Below are 18,226 nucleotides of genomic sequence, written 5' to 3'. Positions count from 1 at the left end.
TTATTTTGTGCCCGGAGTGCCATCAAATTTCTTCTCGATGTCATTCCAGCAATCTTGATATGTATCTTGTATCGGCGCTTCTTGCGCGGCAAATTTAGTTAGATGTTGAGGGAAACGAGTTTCAATCATGAATGACATCGTATTATCTAGTTTTTCAGCTTGCAACTCTGCATTTGTAGCACCTTCAAATGCCGGAGCATCCGGACCATGAGGTAACATCATGTTATGCAAGCTCATCCCGCCTGGAACAAATCCTTCAGGCTTGGCATCATAAATCCCATAAATATTACCCATAAGTTCCGACATGATATTCTTATGATACCATGGCGGGCGAAACGTGTTTTCAGCAACCATCCAACGTTCACGGAAAAGAACAAAATCAATATTTGCCGTTCCTTCAACACCAGATGGCGCGGTCAAAACAGTAAAAATTGACGGATCTGGGTGATCAAACAAGATCGCCCCAACCGGACTAAATGTTCGTAGGTCATATTTGCACGGCGCATAATTACCATGCCATGCAACAACATCTAAAGGTGAATGGCCAATCGTTGTTTCATGAAATTGGCCACACCATTTTACGATAACTTTCGAAACAACATCTCGATCTTCAAATGCTGCAACTGGCGTTTTAAAATCTCTTGGATTTGCCAAACAGTTAGCTCCAATTGGACCACGATTAGGCATATCGAATTTCTGACCATAATTCTCACATACAAATCCACGCGCCGGACCTTCAAGCACTTCAACGCGATAGACAAGTCCTCTTGGCAGAATTGCAATTTCCTTTGGCTCTAAATCAATAATCCCCAACTCCGTTGCAAAACGCAGGCGCCCTTCTTGAGGTATCACGAGAAGTTCGCTGTCGGCGGAATAGAAATATTCGTCCGTCATCGACTTCGTGGCAAGGTAAATATGTGCAGCCATACCAACTTGGGTGTTCACATCACCAGCAGTTGTCATAGTGCGCATACCTGTAACAAATGTTGTATCTTGCTCAGCATGGGGAACCGGATTCCACCGATATTGACCAAGACTTATAACATCCTCTTCAATAGTCGGAGCCGATTTCCAATATGGCATATTAATTTTGTTAAATTTGCCTGTATGTTTAACCGAAGGTCTGATGCGATAACACCAGGTTCGTTCATTTTGGCCACGAGGTGCTGTAAATGCCGTACCGGAAAGCTGTTCTGCATATAAACCATATTCGCACTTCTGCGGGCTGTTCATCCCTTGCGGCAACGCGTTCGGCAGCGCTTCGGATTCAAAATCATTACCAAATCCAGGCATATATTCCATTATATTCGAATGCGACATAGCTGCTTCCTCATTTCGTTGCATATGTAACTATAACAAATGTAACTAGTAAAGTACAAGCATTTTCATATAATTTGGCGATCATCGAATGGACGTCAGGAACTTATCCAAGTGTACAGTGAATTTACATGTGCAAGATACAGCGTTTAGCCTATAAATCTTGCGAGATGAAATCTGTTATGAGATTAAGCCCGGTCCACATCTCATGAACCCCCTCATTTTTCAATATCTTCTCAATATCTGCTTCTCTCTTTGCAAAGCGGGGCTTTAAAATTTGCAACAGTTTTGAGCCTTCAGCAGTATGAGCGAGGAATTTTTTTCTCTGATTGCCAGGAACGGCGCGGTATTCAATATAATTCTTCGCGACAAGGTCTTTAGCTGCCCGACTTATTTGTGCACCGTCGATAAGCATAACGCGGCTGAGATCTGACAGAGTTATTTCCTCAAAAATATCAATGATAACAAGCATGCGGTAACCGGTAAGATTAATATTAGAATCCTCAATCAAAGACTGCCCATGATGCTCAAGCATTTTGCTTAACCGCGCCAATTGAAAAGTTTTCAGCGACTCCAGTTTCTTAACTTTTTCAAGTTGCCTATTTAAATTATCACTTGTGAGATTCATTTCCGGGGCCTCAATATACCTTGTCATCCACTATAATTCTGCGAGTTATGCAAATGGCTATCTTATGTGTAACCATCAACAAGAATGGATTAAAGCAAAATTTAATACATTGTTACATGTATTTCACATCATTAATCTTGACTTCGCATGATTATTTGCTAATTTAATCTCATCTAGCTTCTCAACAAACCATTTGAAGCAATCACCAACCCGCGGGCCGGGAACGTTATTTTTGCGCTGGATGGGCACGGATCCACGTTTACAATATTAGGTGTAGATCATGGGTCCATTTCCTCACGACGCTCCAAAAGCAAAAATTGATGAACTAAACATTGCAGGCACCGATGGTTTTGAATTTGTAGAATTCGCCCATCCGGAAAAAGACAAACTTGAACCATTGTTTCAATCAATGGGGTTTGTCGAAGTTGCTCGGCACAAAACAAAAGATATTTCATTATTTCGTCAAGGTGATGTGAATTACATCGTCAATCGCGAACCAAACACACCCTCATCCCGGTTTGTTGAAGAACACGGCCCTTGCGCACCATCTATGGCTTGGCGCGTTGTTGACGCACAAAACGCGTTAAAATGCGCTAAGGATTATGGCGCAGAAGAATATACAGGTTCTGATAAAACCATAGATGCGCCAGCTGTTTATGGCATCGGTGGTTCACTATTGTATTTCATAGACGAATATGATGAAGGCCGCTCGCCTTATGATAAGGACTATAACTGGATATCTGAACGCGACCCTAAGCCAGAAGGTGCAGGTTTTTTCTATCTGGATCACCTTACGCATAACGTAATGCGAGGTAATATGAATACGTGGTATAAATTTTATGCCGAAGCCTTTAACTTCAAAGAAATACGATTCTTTGATATTAAAGGTAAGCTTACTGGCCTCACCAGCCGCGCATTGACATCACCTTGCGGGAAAATTCGTATTCCAATCAATGAAAGTTCAGACGATACAAGTCAGATTGAGGAATACCTGAAGGAATATAAAGGTGAAGGCATTCAGCATATCGCCATCGCCACAAACGATATTTACCAAGGTACCGATACGCTTGCAGCCAATGGTGTCAAGTTCATGCCCGGACCTCCTGATCTTTATTATGCAAAATCACATGACCGTGTGAAGGATCATGAAGAACCTTTAGATCGCATGAAAAAACACGGCATTCTTATAGATGGCGAAGGTGTGGTCAATGGAGGTGCAACGCGCATTCTGCTGCAAATTTTCTCCAAAACCGTAATCGGTCCGATCTTCTTTGAATTCATTCAACGCAAAGGTGACGATGGCTTCGGTGAAGGCAACTTCAAGGCACTGTTTGAATCTATTGAAGAAGACCAAATTCAACGCGGCGTTTTGGCAGCCGAATAAAACTGATGTCGGATGCATGGAAAAATTACCCCAACGCGCCTGCATCCGGCACTGATATCTGCAATTTCTCAGATGTCGAAAATCAAAATACACTAACAATAGATCTGGATGGATTTCCGCTCCTAATCGTTCGGAAAAATGAACGATTGCATGTGTTTGTCAACGCATGCCCGCACCAATATCTGCCTCTTGATTACAAAGGTGATAAGCTGCTTTCTTCTGATGGAACTATGCTACGCTGCACCAATCACAGCGCAAGCTTCGATATCGAAACGGGTGAAGGCGTTGAAGGATTGGGTGTTGGCTGCAACCTTGATATCGTGCCTGTTCGTGTTATTAACAATCGAATTGTCATCGAAGAGTGAAGACCTAGATTACAAAAAGATCCATACCACCATCAAAAAATCAGTTAATCGGAAATTTAATGTTTGAATCATTGCCCGCATCTGCACCCGATAAAATTTTGGCTCTAAACGCGGCTTACCGCGAAGACCCGCGAAGTCATAAGTTGGACTTAGGTGTCGGTATCTACAAAGATGAAAGTGGGAATACGCCGATCATGCGTTCGGTTCAAACAGCGCAAAACAGATTACTAACCGAGCAAAAAACCAAAGCGTATTTGGGTCTCGACGGTGATCGCATATTTAATCATCTAATTACCCAAACAGCTTTAGGTGAAGACTATGACACGGATCGCGTGTGGACAATGCAGACCCCCGGCGGGTCTGGTGCGCTTCGCATTCTTGCAGATGTTTTATCAACTGCACGTGCTCATGCTGGTAATCGCACTGATGCAACAATATGGGTTTCTGATCCAACATGGGCAAACCATGCACCGATCCTAAAAGCCGGCGGCCTGACGATTAAAGCTTATCCGTATTTTGATACCAAAACAGGTTTGGTTCGATTTGATGCGATGATGGAATGTCTTAAAAAGGTACCTGAAGGCGATATTATTCTCTTACACGGCTGTTGCCACAATCCAACCGGTGCAAATTTAACTCTTGAACAATGGATTGAACTCTCCAAAGTTCTCGTTTCACGCAATCTATTTCCCTTTGTTGATATTGCTTATCAAGGCTTTGGTGATGGCTTGGAAGAAGATGTAGCCGGGTTGCGATATCTTATCTCTCAAGTCCCAGAAATGACCATTGCATTAAGTTGTTCCAAGAACTTTGGCGTTTATTGCGACCGCGTTGGAGCCGCCATTATTTTATCCCGAAACTCTGCACAGGCAAACTTAGCAGGAAGTTTGATGAAATCCACCGCAAGACAAAACTACTCCATGCCCCCAAACCATGGTGCGGCAACTGTTCGAATGATACTTGAAGATCAGGAACTTAAAGCAGATTGGCAACAAGAGCTGGAGAGTATGCGGACGCGTATGTTAGATCTACGAACAGCACTGACGCGAGCACTTCGACTTCACTCAAACTCAGATCAGTTTGACTTTTTGGCAACCCAACGCGGAATGTTCTCAAGGCTTCCGCTTAGTCCAGATCAAATCGATTGGCTGCGTTCAGAATATGGAATTTATATCATTGGTGATGGTAGAATAAATATCGCAGGTTTGCCAGATAATGGGCCAGATGGTGGACTTGATAAACTGGCACTACATATCGTCAACGCATTGAATATAAATATAGATAGATAACAAAACCCTAAACTATACAATTTTAGTCCACTTTAGAATTATTCTAAAGTATTGTTTTATTTGTGTTTTTAAATTATCCTAATTGACTCCAGTTGATATTTGCAATTATACATGACTGTATTAGTCTACTTATAAATTGCATCTTTAATGTTTGGGCCTTTAACCCAATCAATTGGAGTAAAATAAAATGCCCACCCATTTACATGAATCAACATGTCGGTTCGAGTGCTCCGCCGAGCAACTTGTTTTGTTCGGTTATCGCAATTGGTCTTACGGCTATAGACATCATTCAGAAACCCATATTCAAGAAAGTTGGGCACTTCACACCAAGCATTTAGACAACATCTCTCAGGCAAAAGAAGTTCTGGATGCTTTAATCCTATTCGTGAATGCACTGTCAGAATGCGCATCCTGTCCACTTAGAAGCAAACCAACAGATCAACATTCCGTAACACGTGAAGAAGGTCTGATTTTAGGCCTCATCTCAGCTATCCAGAATGGGAATGACCATGTTGCAGAAACTTGTCTTAATCAACTTACATGCGCTTCTCGCTGTTGGGAACTTTCCCATGCCGCAGAACGATATGCCATCACTTTGCGAGCGCTCAATCAAAAACTTCAACCAATACCAATGAGCTTAATCGAACAATTACTTCTCTCACATCAAAACGTTTCAATCCATTAGGGGAATATCATGAAACTTAATACCCGCACGTTCTCTCTCGTGCTTTCTACATCTATCATCACAGGAATGGCCACAACAGCATTTGCTGATGGACATGAGCATTCAGCGGAAGCCGTAGTATCTCATTATGCAGACATAGCTTTAGCCAAATTTGAAGATTCACTTACAACTGCAAAAACATTAGATACAGCTATTGCAACATTTCTTGCAAAGCCGAACGACGTTAATCTAAACGCTGCTAAAAAAGCGTGGATTGCATCACGTGTGCCTTACCAGCAAACTGAAGTGTATCGTTTCGGCAATGCTATTGTTGATGACTGGGAAGGCCGTGTAAATGCCTGGCCACTAGATGAAGGCCTCATTGACTATGTGGATGCAGGTTACGGAACCGAAAGCGATGAAAATAACCTCTACACGGCCAATGTGATTGCAAACGCGAAAATTTCGATCAACGGCGAAATGATCGATGGAACAAACATCACGCCGAAGTTTTTATCTGACACATTGCAAGAAGCAGGTGGCATTGAAGCAAATGTTGCAACAGGTTATCACGCAATAGAATTCTTGCTTTGGGGCCAAGATCTAAACGGCACTAGTGCCGGCGCAGGTGCACGACCTGCAACTGATTTCAGTGTTGAAAATTGTACAAATGGAAATTGTGATCGCCGCCGCGAATATTTAACATCCGCGTCCAAACTCCTAATTGCTGATTTAGAAGAAATGGTTGGCAACTGGACAACAAAAGGCGCTGCTCGTTTAGCTCTTTCTGAGCAAGATGCGAACGCTGGCATCTCAACAATTTTAACTGGTATGGGCTCGCTGTCTTATGGCGAACTGGCTGGTGAGCGTATGAAGCTTGGTCTTTTGCTTAATGATCCAGAAGAAGAGCATGATTGCTTTTCTGACAACACGCATAATTCCCATCTTTATGATGCTGTCGGCATTCAGAACGTCTATCTAGGAACATACACACGTATCGATGGAACCATTGTCGAAGGTCCATCACTCTTGGACTTTGCAATGCATAAAGATGCAGCAACTGCCGAAGAACTGAAAGAAAAACTTTCTGCAACAATTACGGCAATGCAGGCAATGGCTGATCGCACTAACCTTGAAGCCTACGACCAGATGATTGGCGAAGGTAACAAAGAAGGTAACGCAGTTGTACAAGCAGCCATTGATGGATTGATCGATCAAACAAAATCCATTGAACGCGTCATCACATCATTAGATTTAGGCACGATTGAACTGGAAGGTTCAGACAGTCTTGATAACCCAAATTCAGTTTTCCAGTAGGATTGAAATTGAATTGTTAAACAAACAGGGAAGCAATAGTGCTTCCCTGTTTCCACAATAAGGTCGTAGGCGCATGCCCAATCAAAATAGAAATTCTTATTTCCGTTTGCCGCACATTTTCGTTGCGGCTTTTTGCATTTCAACTCCGGCTCATGCACAAATTGCAGTTGAACGCGATGACTTATCCGATAAAGATCGAGCCCGTGTTCAAGAAATTGTAAAGCCAACAACCGACTTTTCAAAAGCGGAGAACTTTGAGGTTAAACAAGGCGGTGCGGGCACGTCGATCAAAAAAGTGAACCGAGATGCATTTTCACATTTCTCCACCAACATCACATTCAAAGAAGAAGAAACTTTCAAACTCGGCAATGCACTATTTCGCAAATTATGGGTGTCGTCACCATCATCAACCCAGGCATCCGATGGCTTAGGTCCACTTTTCAATGCGCGAGCCTGTCAGTCCTGCCACATAAAAGATGGCAGAGGGCATCCGCCGGAAGGTGATACAGATGCAACATCTATGTTTTTACGCCTTGCAAAATCCCCAACAACAAAATTGGAAGAACAAGAACTCAAAGACTTTGTGCGAACAACCTTTCCAGATCCAACATATGGCGGCCAACTTCAAGATTTAGCCGTGCCCGGACTGGATGGCGAAGGCCAAATGAAAATCACTTATGAGAATATTATTGAAAATTTTGCCGATGGTGAAACAATAACACTACGCAAACCGAGTTATGAAGCGATTAATCTCAATTATGGCCCACTTGACCCACATACAACATTATCACCGCGTGTAACCCCACAGATGATTGGCCTTGGCCTTCTAGAGGCAATCCATGAAAGTGATATTGTTAACAATGCTGACCCAGATGATCAGAACAATGATGGCATCTCAGGGAAATATCAAATCATTGGCGATGGTAACGGCAATCGAATTCTTGCCCGTTTTGGCTGGAAAGCAGAAATGCCAACGATACGACAACAAAGTGCAGGTGCATTTGCAGGAGACATTGGGATTTCAACTCCTGACAAGCCAAATAACCATGGCGACTGCACGGATGCGCAAACACAATGTTTGGCAATGCCTCATGGGGAACAAGCACGCCTTGGGGTCGGGGAAGCTCCTGATGAAGTCCTTAGTCTTGTAACATTTTATTCTCAAAATCTGGCTGTCCCAGCCCGTCGCAATGCAGAAGATATGGACGTGTTAACTGGTAAAAAGCATTTCTACGATCTCGGTTGCGCGTCATGTCATCGCCCCAAATATGTGACATCACGAAACGCAGAAAACAAAGCACATCAATTCCAATTAATATGGCCATACACAGATTTGCTTCTACATGACATGGGCGAAGGGTTGGCCGATGGTCAACAGGTTGGCATTGCCAATGGTCGGGAATGGCGCACACCACCATTATGGGGAATTGGGTTAACTAAAACCGTCAATGATCATACTTTTTTCTTGCATGACGGTCGCGCCAGGAACCTTACCGAAGCAATTGTCTGGCATGGTGGCGAAGCGGAAACTGCGAAAAATAAATTCTTGGAGCTTGATAAATCAGCGCGGGATAATCTTATAAAATTCTTGGCTTCGTTGTGATGCAGATATTTGTCAAATGTGTTGCGTCTTTAGGGATATTGCTAACCACACAACAGGCTATTGCGGCACCCACGACGGACCAGGTTAAATCTGTCATGCGGCAGACCATTGAGGATGTCGTGCGCCCAGCCTATCAAAATTTTGGGGCTCAGACGGAGCTTTTAAAAAACCAAGTTTCTCAGCTATGTACTTCACCCAATAATGCGGCTCTATCTACTGCGCAGAACCAATTTACAACAACGGCACATTCGTGGGCAAGTATTGAACTATTTCGATCTGGCCCGGTCATGGACAAGAATCGACTGGAACGCGTTCTCTTTTATCCAGATAGAAAAAGTACAGGGCTCAAACAGGTACAAAGGCTAGTTGCTAAAGGTGATTTGGCCACAATTGCACCGGATATCATTGACCAAAAGAGTGTTGCGGTTCAGGGTTTAGGTGCTTTGGAGTTTTTATTATTTGGCACTGGGCACTCAGAGCTTTCTACGAAAGTAAATTCATTCCGCTGTCAATTTGCAGCCAGCGTTACAAATAACCTTCATTCTATAGCCACAGAATTACAAACCAAATGGAATAGCGAGTATTCGGAGCAATGGATCAATACCGGGCAAAAAAATTCTGTTTTCATCAATGATCAAGAGGCAGTTATTGAGCTTTTAGGCACCGTTGTTCATGGATTAGAAGCAATAAAAGACATTCGCCTGAAAGCATTTTTACGCGAGGAACAACAAAGAGATCGTCCAAAATCAGCATTGTTCTGGCGTTCGGAAAACACACTTTCCATGATGAAGGCCAATCTTGAATTTGTCCACTCGCTGCTACGCGATGGTGGACTATATTCACTGGTTGGCAAAAACAGCCGCATTGCTGATCAGATCGAATTCGAACTAAAACAAAACAAAAAAGCCATCAACGCAATTGAAGGACCATTACTTGAAGCCCTCAAAGATCCAGCGCTTCGCAAAAAACTGGTGTATTTCGGGACCAGTCTCACATTTGCAATTGACCGTATCGATCAGCAATTTGCACAAGAGTTGGGTCTAAGTTCCGGTTTTTCATTCTCAGACGGTGACTAGTCATGGGATTATTTGAACTTGATAGACGACATTTCCTTGCAGGCGCGGGTAGCCTGTTTATATCAACCATAAATAGCCAAGCAAAAGAAAAAGTCGATCAATCCGACAGTCTGTTAGCATCTTGTGTCAAGCACCGTGACGGACATTATGGGGCGGTGTTACTCGATCATAATCTCGATCTGGTAAAACATATATCACTACCAGATCGAGGACATGATATTGTCTTCTCTCCAACCGCTCATAAAGCGGTGGCATTTGCCCGACGTCCGGGAAACTTCGCGGTGATCTTCAATACCTCACAAACATCCGAACCCATGATTATAATGGCACCTACTGGACGCCATTTTTATGGACACGGTGTATTCTCCAAAAACGGCAAACTGCTCTATGCGAGTGAAAATGATTTTGAGAATGCAATTGGGAAAATTGGCATCTATGACGCGACTTCAAAATTCAAGAGAGTTGGAGAATTCGACAGCTTCGGCATTGGTCCTCATGAAATCCTTCTTTTGGAAGATGGAAAAACACTTGTGGTTGCTAATGGCGGTATTGAAACACATCCAGATTTCGGACGCGCAAAACTAAACTTGGCAACAATGCAATCATCTATCGCATTTATCGATATTACAGATGGCTCATTGCTGGAACGGCATCTGCTGCCAGATAGCCTAAATAAATTATCTCTCCGTCATATGGTGCAAATTACCAATGATACAATTGTATTTGGTGGGCAATATCAAGGGTCAAAACAAGATAGGCCACAACTGATCGGAACTTGCAAGTTTGACGAAGGTTTGAAATTTTGGCGCCTTGCTAAAGATGATCTAGACATATTTGCAAACTATACCGGATCATTAGCCGTCGATCGAACCTTAAAACAAGTTGCTGTTTCATCACCAGTGAGAGGTGTTACGGGAATTTTCGATACGACTAATGGCTCACTACTATCAGTGATAAAACTGAAAAATGGAAACGGTGTTACGTATCAAAGCAACAACCTTCTTAGTAGTTCCGAGGGTGGTATATTGATGTCATCTCAGCCGCTTTCGAAACAATATGGTTTTGCTTTCGACAATCACTTGTCTTCAAATCAGATCATCTAATAATCAGTTACTGGCATTCTACCGTCACTCAGAGCTTTCATCATGAGGGCCAGTCATCCCAATTCCTCGCAATATAATCTCAGTGACGGTATTCTTCGCCTCGACCCACTGCTCATCACTCAATGAATTATCATTGTTCAATGCCTCAATCTGACATGAAAAATCGGCATAGTGCTGCGTCGTTGACCAAATCATATAAAGAATAGTTTTAGGATTGTTTTCTTTCAAATAACCCTCACTCATCCAACGGCGCAAAATTGATTCGCGAGATGCCGTCCACTCTTTGAGTGGACCTTCTATATAGGGTCCAATAAAGGGAGCTCCGTGTATAATTTCATTTGCCCAAACCTTGGAACCATATGGACGCTCACGAGCCGAATCCATTTTTTCATGGATGTATGATGTTAGAGCACCTGCGGGATTATCTGTATCATCCATTTCATTAGAAGCCTGTAACCAAAGGCTACAAATATCTTCCATCAAACGATTATAAAGCCCTTCTTTAGATTCAAAATAGTAAATAATATTGGACTTCGGAACGCCTGCCTCTTCTGCAATTACGCTAAGTGAAGCACCTTTATATCCTGAGATTGCAAAGATCTTTTCCGCAGCTTGCAAAATATTTGCGATGTTACGCTGCCTTGTCTGCGATTTAGTTTCATTTACGTACATACGGTCTCATTCCAAATCTGTTTTCGAATCTTAGCTTACTATCTATAGCGATTACCAGAAGAATAAACATGACTATTTTAGTCAAGTAAAGCAATTACTTACTTGAGTCAAAAAAAACTTGACCGATCGTGCAGAATGTTCTTGTATTAGATCAATAGAGGCTTGGGAGGGTCGATATGATCGACAAGCATGAACACAAAAACGGCACAACGATCTTTGCAAAAGATAACAATACCGCTCGCGATATTGATAATTACATTGAGGTTGAGCTAGGCAGCTTCAACAAATATGTTCTAGCTTTGGCTGTCAAATTTTCTATATCTAGATCTAGCACCGAATATGTTTCTTTAGATACTCCTATAAAAATGATGTTTCGACGCGGGTTCGACGAAATTAGAAATAATGTGGCCATTACATTTTTCTTAATTCCTAGAGGGAAATTCATAGGACATAACTTTTAAGCTGAATAATTTACAGACCGACCTTGGAGACACTGACATGACAGCACCGGGTGAAAACCTTCGTATCAATGGCGATAGACTTTGGGAATCAATTCATTCAATCGCGCAAATTGGACCGGGCATTGCAGGTGGCTCAAACCGTCAAACCGTCACAGATGAAGACGCTGAAGGTAGAGCATTATTTCAAAAATGGTGCGAAGATGCAGGCATGACGATGGGTGTTGATCAAATGGGAACAATGTTCATGCGCCGTGAAGGCACTGATCCAGATGCGCTCCCCGTCTATGTCGGTTCTCACCTCGATACACAGCCCACAGGCGGCAGGTATGACGGCGTACTCGGGGTCTTGGCGGGATTGGAAGTAGTTCGCACACTAAATGATCTCAACATCCAGACCAAACATCCGATTGTTGTCACCAATTGGACCAATGAAGAAGGTACACGCTTTGCACCAGCCATGATGGCATCCGGCGTATTTGCCAAGCAATTCACCCAAGATGAGGCTTATGCAAAAGAAGATGCAGAGGGCAAAACATTCGGTGATGAATTGGCACGTATCGGTTGGAAAGGTGACGAGGAAGTCGGCATGCGCGACATGCATGCATTCTTTGAACTTCATATCGAGCAAGGACCAATTCTGGAGGCAGAAGGCATCGACATTGGTGTCGTAACACACGGCCAGGGCCTGTCTTGGACGCAAGTTACCATCACTGGTAAAGAAAGCCATACGGGCTCCACACCAATGCCAATGCGCAAAAATGCTGGCCTTGGCATGGCGCGCGTTCTTAATTTGGTTGATGAAATTGCATGGAGCCATAAGCCCGATGCCGTTGGTGCAGCAGGCCACATAGATGTCTATCCGAATTCACGCAACGTTATTCCAGGCAAAGTTGTTTTCACGGTTGATTTTCGCTCGCCAAATCTTGATGTGATCAAAGATATGGAAAAACGTCTCGACATTGGCGCAAAACAGATCTGCGGCGAAATGGGCCTTGATATCGAAATCGAAAAAGTCGGTGGCTTTGACCCTGTTGCATTTGATGAAAATTGCGTTACCGCTGTTAGAAACGCTGCTGAGCGTTTGGGCTATTCACACCGCAACCTTATCTCTGGCGCAGGTCATGATGCTTGCTGGATTAACCGCTGTGCACCAACAGCTATGGTTATGTGCCCGTGCGTAGATGGCCTGAGCCACAATGAAGCAGAAGAAATTTCGCAGGAATGGTCGACAGCAGGCGCCGAAGTGTTGTTTCATGCCGTTGTCGAAACAGCCGAAATTGTTTCTTAGAAGGAGAAGTCCGCATGAGCATGACAACTATTAAAAACGGAACTGTTGTAACAGCCGATCTGACCTATAAGGCTGATGTTCAGATCGAAAATGGTATTATCTCAGCAATTGGTCCAAATCTTTCTGGTGGCGACGAACTGGATGCAACTGGCTGTTACATCATGCCGGGCGGCATTGACCCCCATACGCATCTTGAGATGCCATTTATGGGCACTTACTCCTCTGATGATTTTGAAAGCGGTACACGCGCAGCATTATCGGGTGGCACAACAATGGTCGTCGACTTTGCCCTTCCTGCCCCCGGACAATCTCTGCTCGAAGCGCTACAGATGTGGGATAACAAATCAACACGCGCGAATTGCGATTATTCATTCCATATGGCGATCACGTGGTGGGGTGAGCAAGTTTTCAATGAAATGGAAACCATTGTCAAAGACAAAGGCATCAACACATTCAAGCATTTCTTGGCCTATAAAGGTGCATTGATGGTCAATGATGATGAGCTTTATTCATCATTCTCCCGCTGCGCAGAACTTGGCGCCATCCCAATGGTCCATGCAGAAAATGGTGATGTTGTCGCCGAGTTATCAGCCAAACTTCTAGCCGATGGCAATAATGGACCAGAAGCACATGCTTATTCTCGTCCACCGCAAGTAGAAGGCGAAGCCACAAACCGCGCGATCATGATTGCAGATATGACTGGCGCACCGCTTTACGTGGTTCACACATCTTGCGAGGACAGTCACGAAGCTATTCGCCGTGCTCGCCAACAAGGTAAACGTGTTTGGGGTGAACCACTTATCCAGCACCTCACACTTGATGAAAGCGAATATTTTAACAAAGATTGGGACCATGCTGCGCGTCGCGTCATGTCCCCGCCGTTCCGTAACAAACACCACCAAGATTCGCTCTGGGCTGGCCTGCAATCTGGCTCACTATCTGTTGTCGCGACAGATCATTGTGCCTTTACAACGGATCAAAAACGCTCTGGCGTTGGTGACTTTACAAAAATTCCAAACGGCACAGGTGGCCTGGAAGATCGTATGCCAATGCTTTGGACTTATGGCGTTTCTACGGGACGTCTAACCATGAATGAATTTGTTGCGGTTACATCAACCAACATTGCCAAAATCATGAATATGTACCCGAAGAAGGGTGCCGTCCTTGTGGGTGCCGATGCCGATCTTGTCGTCTGGGACCCAGAAAAATCGAAAACCATTGCAGCTTCAACACAACAATCAGCCATTGATTATAATGTATTTGAAGGTAAGCAAGTTAAAGGCCTGCCGCGTTACACTTTATCTCGTGGTCATGTTTCAGTAGCTGATAGCGAAATTAAAACACAGGAAGGCCACGGCGAGTTCGTCAAACGCCAACCAAATGGCACAGTCAATAAAGCGCTTTCTACGTGGAAAGAATTGACCAACCCGATGCCAGTGCAACGCACCGGTATTCCAGCAACTGGGGTTTGATCTAGTTTATGACAATTGTTTCAGCTAAAAATCTTGACCTGACATTCCAGACAAATGATGGTCCCGTTCATGCCCTATCCGATGTAAATTTGGATGTTGAACAAGGCGATTTCATATCATTTATCGGTCCATCAGGCTGTGGCAAGACAACATTTTTACGTGTGATCGCTGATTTAGAAAAACCAACAGGTGGAACCGTAACCGTAAATGGTATGTCACCTGAAGAAGCCCGAATGCAACGTGCCTATGGTTACGTTTTTCAAGCTGCATCTCTTCTACCTTGGCGAACAATTGAAAAAAACATTGCGGTCCCACTCGAGATAATGGGGCTTTCGGGAGCCGAGCAAAAGGAGCGAATTGATCGCGTTCTACAGCTTGTTGATTTGGCAAATTTTGGAAAAAAATACCCTTGGCAACTATCTGGTGGCATGCAGCAACGTGCGTCCATTGCCCGTGCTTTAGCTTTTGATGCTGATCTTCTTTTAATGGACGAGCCTTTTGGCGCATTAGATGAGATTGTGCGTGATCACCTCAATGAACAACTTCTCAAACTTTGGGCAAATACAAATAAGACAATTTGCTTTGTAACGCACTCCATACCTGAAGCGGTCTATCTCTCAACAAAGATCGTCGTCATGTCACCCCGCCCCGGTCGCGTTACTGATGTAATCGATTCAACTTTGCCAAAAGAACGACCTTTGGAAATTCGCGAAAGTGAAGAGTTCCTCAAAATAGCTCACCGTGTACGTGAAGGCTTAAGAGCGGGGCATTCCTATGAGGAATGAGGGCATACGATGAATAAAGGCAAAACTATACCGGTATTAACAATCCTCACGATTATCGTGATGATTTGGTATGCCTGTGTTGTCTGGATGAATGCGCCTTTTGAGTATGATCAAGCAGAACGTCAAGGTCGTACTGCACCAAGTTTCTCGGAACTGATCCCTTTAACTATGGCACAAGAACGCCCTGTTTTACCGTCACCTCATCAAGTTTTTGAGGAGATTTACAAAACGACTGTGCTGAAAAAAATCACATCCAAACGATCACTCGTCTACCATGCATGGATTACTCTTTCTGCGACATTGCTTGGTTTCGTCATCGGAACTGCATTAGGGATTTCACTGGCAGTCGGCATCGTTCATAATAAGGCGATGGATAAATCTGTCATGCCCTGGGTTATTACATCCCAAACGATCCCCATTCTCGCCATCGCACCTATGATTATCGTCGTGCTGAATGCAGCAGGGATTTCAGGCCTTTTGCCAAAAGCTTTGATCTCGACTTATCTTTCATTCTTCCCTGTCGTGGTTGGAATGGTTAAAGGGCTTCGCTCGCCGAGCAGCAGTGAACTTGATCTTATGCATACGTATCACGCATCAAATGCACAAACATTCTGGAAGCTTCGCTGGCCGTCGTCCATGCCGTATCTATTTACGTCATTGAAAATTGCAGTGGCAATATCACTTGTAGGTGCAATTGTTGGTGAAATGCCAACAGGTGCCGTTGCTGGTCTTGGCGCAAGGTTGCTTGCTGGTTCTTACTACGGTCAAACTGTTCAAATCTGGTCTGCCTTATTTATGGCCGCAGCTCTTGCCGCCGTCTTGGTCATACTTGTCGGTGTTGCTCATAACCATGTTTTAAAACGTATGGGGCAAAAGCCTGAAGGAGCTACATCATGAGTTTAGTCGTCGCAGCTTTTGGGTTTTGGCTTATCGCATGGTTCATAAACCAGCGCCTTGTTGCGATCCCAACAGGAACGAACCTGGCGCTCGCACGTACCATCAACCTCCTTGTGCCAATTATATTTGGTGTCACGATCTTTGTAATGTGGGAACTTATCGTACGTGGCTTAAATGTGCCAACAGTATTGTTACCACCGCCATCTATGATCGGTACAAGATTTGCAAGTTCCATCCCAACACTTTGGGCGGATTTTCAGCAAACATTTTTGAAAGCTGTTCTTGCGGGCTATGTTCTTGGATGCGGATCCGGTTTCATCGTAGCTTTATTGATTGACCGCTCACCATTTTTACAACGCGGATTATTACCGCTTGGCAACTTCGTTTCTGCGTTACCGATAGTTGGTGTCGCGCCAATCATGGTCATGTGGTATGGGTTTGACTGGCACTCAAAAGCTGCCGTCGTCGTGATCATGACGTTCTTTCCAATGCTGGTAAACACTGTTCAAGGCCTTGCAGCATCCAGTAATATGGAACGCGATTTGATGAACACTTACGCAGCAACATGGTGGCAAACACTAACAAAGTTACGCCTTCCTTCTGCTGCACCATTTATTTTCAACGCGTTGAAAATTTGCTCAACTCTTGCACTTATTGGCGCAATTGTAGCAGAATTCTTTGGTACACCGACTGTTGGGATGGGATTTCGCATCTCGACAGAAGTCGGTAGAATGAATGTAGACATGGTTTGGGCCGAGATCGCCGTCGCGGCGCTCGCAGGTTCAGCCTTTTACGGATTGGTGGCACTCATCGAGAGAGCAGTCACCTTTTGGCACCCGTCAATAAGAGCGGGAAACAATTAAGATCAATGACATGTACAACTTTTGGAAAACGGGAAAGATAATATGAAAAAACTCACAACTGTACTTCTAGCAGGCGCTATGTCTATGGCCGCTTACAGCGCATTAGCCGCGGATAAAGTGACGCTTCAACTCAAATGGGTAACTCAAGCTCAATTTGCCGGATATTATGTCGCAAAAGACAAGGGCTTTTATGAAGCTGAAGACATCGATATTGAAATCAAGCCAGGCGGACCAGACATTGCTCCAGCACAAGTTTTAGCTGGTGGTGGTGCTGATGTTGTTCTTGATTGGATGCCTTCTGCGCTTGCAACACGCGAAAAAGGTGTGCCGCTTGTTAACATCGCGCAACCATTTAAATCATCTGGCATGATGCTCACTTGTCGCAAAGATTCAGGCATCACATCACCGGCGGACTTTGCAGGTAAAACATTAGGTGTCTGGTTCTTCGGAAATGAATATCCATTCCTATCTTGGATGAGCAAGCTTGGTCTGAAAACAGACGGCAGTGATGGTGGCGTAACAGTTCTTAAACAAGGCTTTAACGTTGATCCAATCCTGCAAAAGCAAGCAGCTTGCGTATCTACTATGACATATAATGAATATTGGCAGATCATTGATGCAGGCCTTTCCGCGGACGATCTCGTAACTTTCAAATATGAAGATCAAGGCGTTTCTACATTAGAAGATGGAATTTATGTTCTTGAAGATAATCTCAAAGATGATGCGTTCCAAGACAAAATGGTTCGTTTCGTTCGCGCTTCTATGAAAGGCTGGAAATACGCTGAAGAAAATCCTGATGAAGCAGCAGATATTGTTCTTGAGAATGATGCATCTGGTGCGCAAACTGAAAAACATCAAAGACGTATGATGGGCGAAATTGCCAAGCTAACCGCTGGTTCAAACGGCGCATTATCTGCAGATGATTACAAGCGTACGGTGGAAACACTGTTGTCAGCAGGTGACGATCCAGTAATCACCAAAGAACCAACAGGTGCTTGGACATCAGTCATTACTGATAAAGCGCTTTAATAGAACAAGACTA

At 43.9% G+C, this 18,226-nt stretch carries 18 protein-coding genes; 15 read left to right on the top strand and 3 right to left on the bottom strand.

All coding sequences use genetic code 11. The features are described from left to right. Both hmgA and AB2J24_RS14710 read right to left on the bottom strand, forming a co-directional pair. On the bottom strand, window positions 1-1,320 hold the full coding sequence (hmgA, locus tag AB2J24_RS14715; RefSeq protein WP_244627992.1) for a homogentisate 1,2-dioxygenase: 1,320 nt from the start codon (window positions 1,318-1,320) through the stop codon (window positions 1-3). A 151-nt stretch (window positions 1,321-1,471) separates the two neighbouring features. Further along, complete coding sequence (locus tag AB2J24_RS14710; RefSeq protein WP_210253526.1) at window positions 1,472-1,852, bottom strand: MarR family winged helix-turn-helix transcriptional regulator; 381 nt, start codon at window positions 1,850-1,852, stop codon at window positions 1,472-1,474. A gap of 373 nt (window positions 1,853-2,225) precedes the next feature. Between AB2J24_RS14710 and hppD the strand changes: the two genes are divergently transcribed. The 8 genes from hppD to AB2J24_RS14670 all read left to right on the top strand — a co-directional run bounded on the left by hppD (window position 2,226) and on the right by AB2J24_RS14670 (window position 10,746). Next, window positions 2,226-3,329 carry a 4-hydroxyphenylpyruvate dioxygenase gene (gene hppD / locus AB2J24_RS14705; RefSeq protein ID WP_367385987.1) on the top strand — a complete coding sequence of 368 codons (1,104 nt, stop codon included), beginning with the start codon at window positions 2,226-2,228 and terminating at the stop codon, window positions 3,327-3,329. Between the two features lie 5 nt (window positions 3,330-3,334). Then, window positions 3,335-3,694 (top strand): Rieske (2Fe-2S) protein, encoded by a 360-nt coding sequence (locus tag AB2J24_RS14700; RefSeq protein WP_367385986.1) that lies wholly within the window; start codon window positions 3,335-3,337, stop codon window positions 3,692-3,694. 59 nt (window positions 3,695-3,753) lie between these two features. After that, a complete protein-coding gene (locus AB2J24_RS14695) occupies window positions 3,754-4,983 on the top strand; it encodes an aromatic amino acid transaminase (RefSeq protein ID WP_367385985.1) in 1,230 nt (409 codons plus the stop codon). Window positions 4,984-5,170: 187 nt separating this feature from the next. Beyond that, on the top strand, window positions 5,171-5,668 hold the full coding sequence (locus AB2J24_RS14690; protein WP_367385984.1) for a hypothetical protein: 498 nt from the start codon (window positions 5,171-5,173) through the stop codon (window positions 5,666-5,668). A gap of 9 nt (window positions 5,669-5,677) precedes the next feature. Next, window positions 5,678-6,964 carry an imelysin family protein gene (locus AB2J24_RS14685; RefSeq protein ID WP_420883661.1) on the top strand — a complete coding sequence of 429 codons (1,287 nt, stop codon included), beginning with the start codon at window positions 5,678-5,680 and terminating at the stop codon, window positions 6,962-6,964. Between the two features lie 73 nt (window positions 6,965-7,037). Beyond that, window positions 7,038-8,567, top strand: a complete 1,530-nt coding sequence (locus tag AB2J24_RS14680) for a di-heme oxidoredictase family protein (RefSeq protein ID WP_367385983.1) — start codon at window positions 7,038-7,040, stop codon at window positions 8,565-8,567. Continuing rightward, entirely contained in the window at window positions 8,567-9,643 is a 1,077-nt protein-coding gene (locus AB2J24_RS14675) for an imelysin family protein (RefSeq protein ID WP_367385982.1), read from the top strand. Before AB2J24_RS14680 ends, AB2J24_RS14675 begins: the two co-directional genes overlap by 1 nt. 2 nt (window positions 9,644-9,645) lie before the next feature. After that, complete coding sequence (locus tag AB2J24_RS14670) at window positions 9,646-10,746, top strand: DUF1513 domain-containing protein (RefSeq protein ID WP_367385981.1); 1,101 nt, start codon at window positions 9,646-9,648, stop codon at window positions 10,744-10,746. A gap of 24 nt (window positions 10,747-10,770) precedes the next feature. On the opposite strand, the gene AB2J24_RS14665 is transcribed toward AB2J24_RS14670, so the two are convergent. After that, on the bottom strand, window positions 10,771-11,418 hold the full coding sequence (locus AB2J24_RS14665; RefSeq protein ID WP_162654682.1) for a TetR/AcrR family transcriptional regulator: 648 nt from the start codon (window positions 11,416-11,418) through the stop codon (window positions 10,771-10,773). A gap of 176 nt (window positions 11,419-11,594) precedes the next feature. On the opposite strand from AB2J24_RS14665, the gene AB2J24_RS14660 reads away from it, so the two are divergent. From AB2J24_RS14660 to AB2J24_RS14630, 7 genes are read left to right on the top strand one after another with little or no spacing between them, the layout of a single operon-like run. Next, window positions 11,595-11,879: a hypothetical protein gene (locus AB2J24_RS14660; protein WP_367385980.1), complete on the top strand. Its 285-nt coding sequence runs from the start codon at window positions 11,595-11,597 to the stop codon at window positions 11,877-11,879. Between the two features lie 37 nt (window positions 11,880-11,916). Further along, on the top strand, window positions 11,917-13,167 hold the full coding sequence (locus tag AB2J24_RS14655; protein ID WP_367385979.1) for a Zn-dependent hydrolase: 1,251 nt from the start codon (window positions 11,917-11,919) through the stop codon (window positions 13,165-13,167). A 14-nt stretch (window positions 13,168-13,181) separates the two neighbouring features. Further along, the gene (hydA, locus tag AB2J24_RS14650; protein WP_420883660.1) at window positions 13,182-14,639 is read left to right on the top strand and encodes a dihydropyrimidinase; all 1,458 of its coding nucleotides are present in this window, start codon (window positions 13,182-13,184) and stop codon (window positions 14,637-14,639) included. Between the two features lie 8 nt (window positions 14,640-14,647). Continuing rightward, complete coding sequence (locus AB2J24_RS14645) at window positions 14,648-15,424, top strand: ABC transporter ATP-binding protein (RefSeq protein WP_162654679.1); 777 nt, start codon at window positions 14,648-14,650, stop codon at window positions 15,422-15,424. 9 nt (window positions 15,425-15,433) lie between these two features. After that, window positions 15,434-16,321: an ABC transporter permease gene (locus AB2J24_RS14640; RefSeq protein ID WP_367385978.1), complete on the top strand. Its 888-nt coding sequence runs from the start codon at window positions 15,434-15,436 to the stop codon at window positions 16,319-16,321. Further along, window positions 16,318-17,184 (top strand): ABC transporter permease, encoded by an 867-nt coding sequence (locus AB2J24_RS14635; RefSeq protein WP_367385977.1) that lies wholly within the window; start codon window positions 16,318-16,320, stop codon window positions 17,182-17,184. Before AB2J24_RS14640 ends, AB2J24_RS14635 begins: the two co-directional genes overlap by 4 nt. A 42-nt stretch (window positions 17,185-17,226) precedes the next feature. Next, the gene (locus tag AB2J24_RS14630) at window positions 17,227-18,213 is read left to right on the top strand and encodes an ABC transporter substrate-binding protein (protein WP_367385976.1); all 987 of its coding nucleotides are present in this window, start codon (window positions 17,227-17,229) and stop codon (window positions 18,211-18,213) included. Window positions 18,214-18,226 lie beyond the last annotated feature (13 nt).

This window comes from Lentilitoribacter sp. EG35, assembly GCF_040784015.1.
In the GTDB taxonomy this organism is placed as follows: Bacteria; Pseudomonadota; Alphaproteobacteria; order Rhizobiales; family Rhizobiaceae; genus Lentilitoribacter.
The sequence above is the reverse complement of the archived record's forward strand: the minus strand, read 5'-3'. Positions and strand labels throughout refer to the sequence as shown.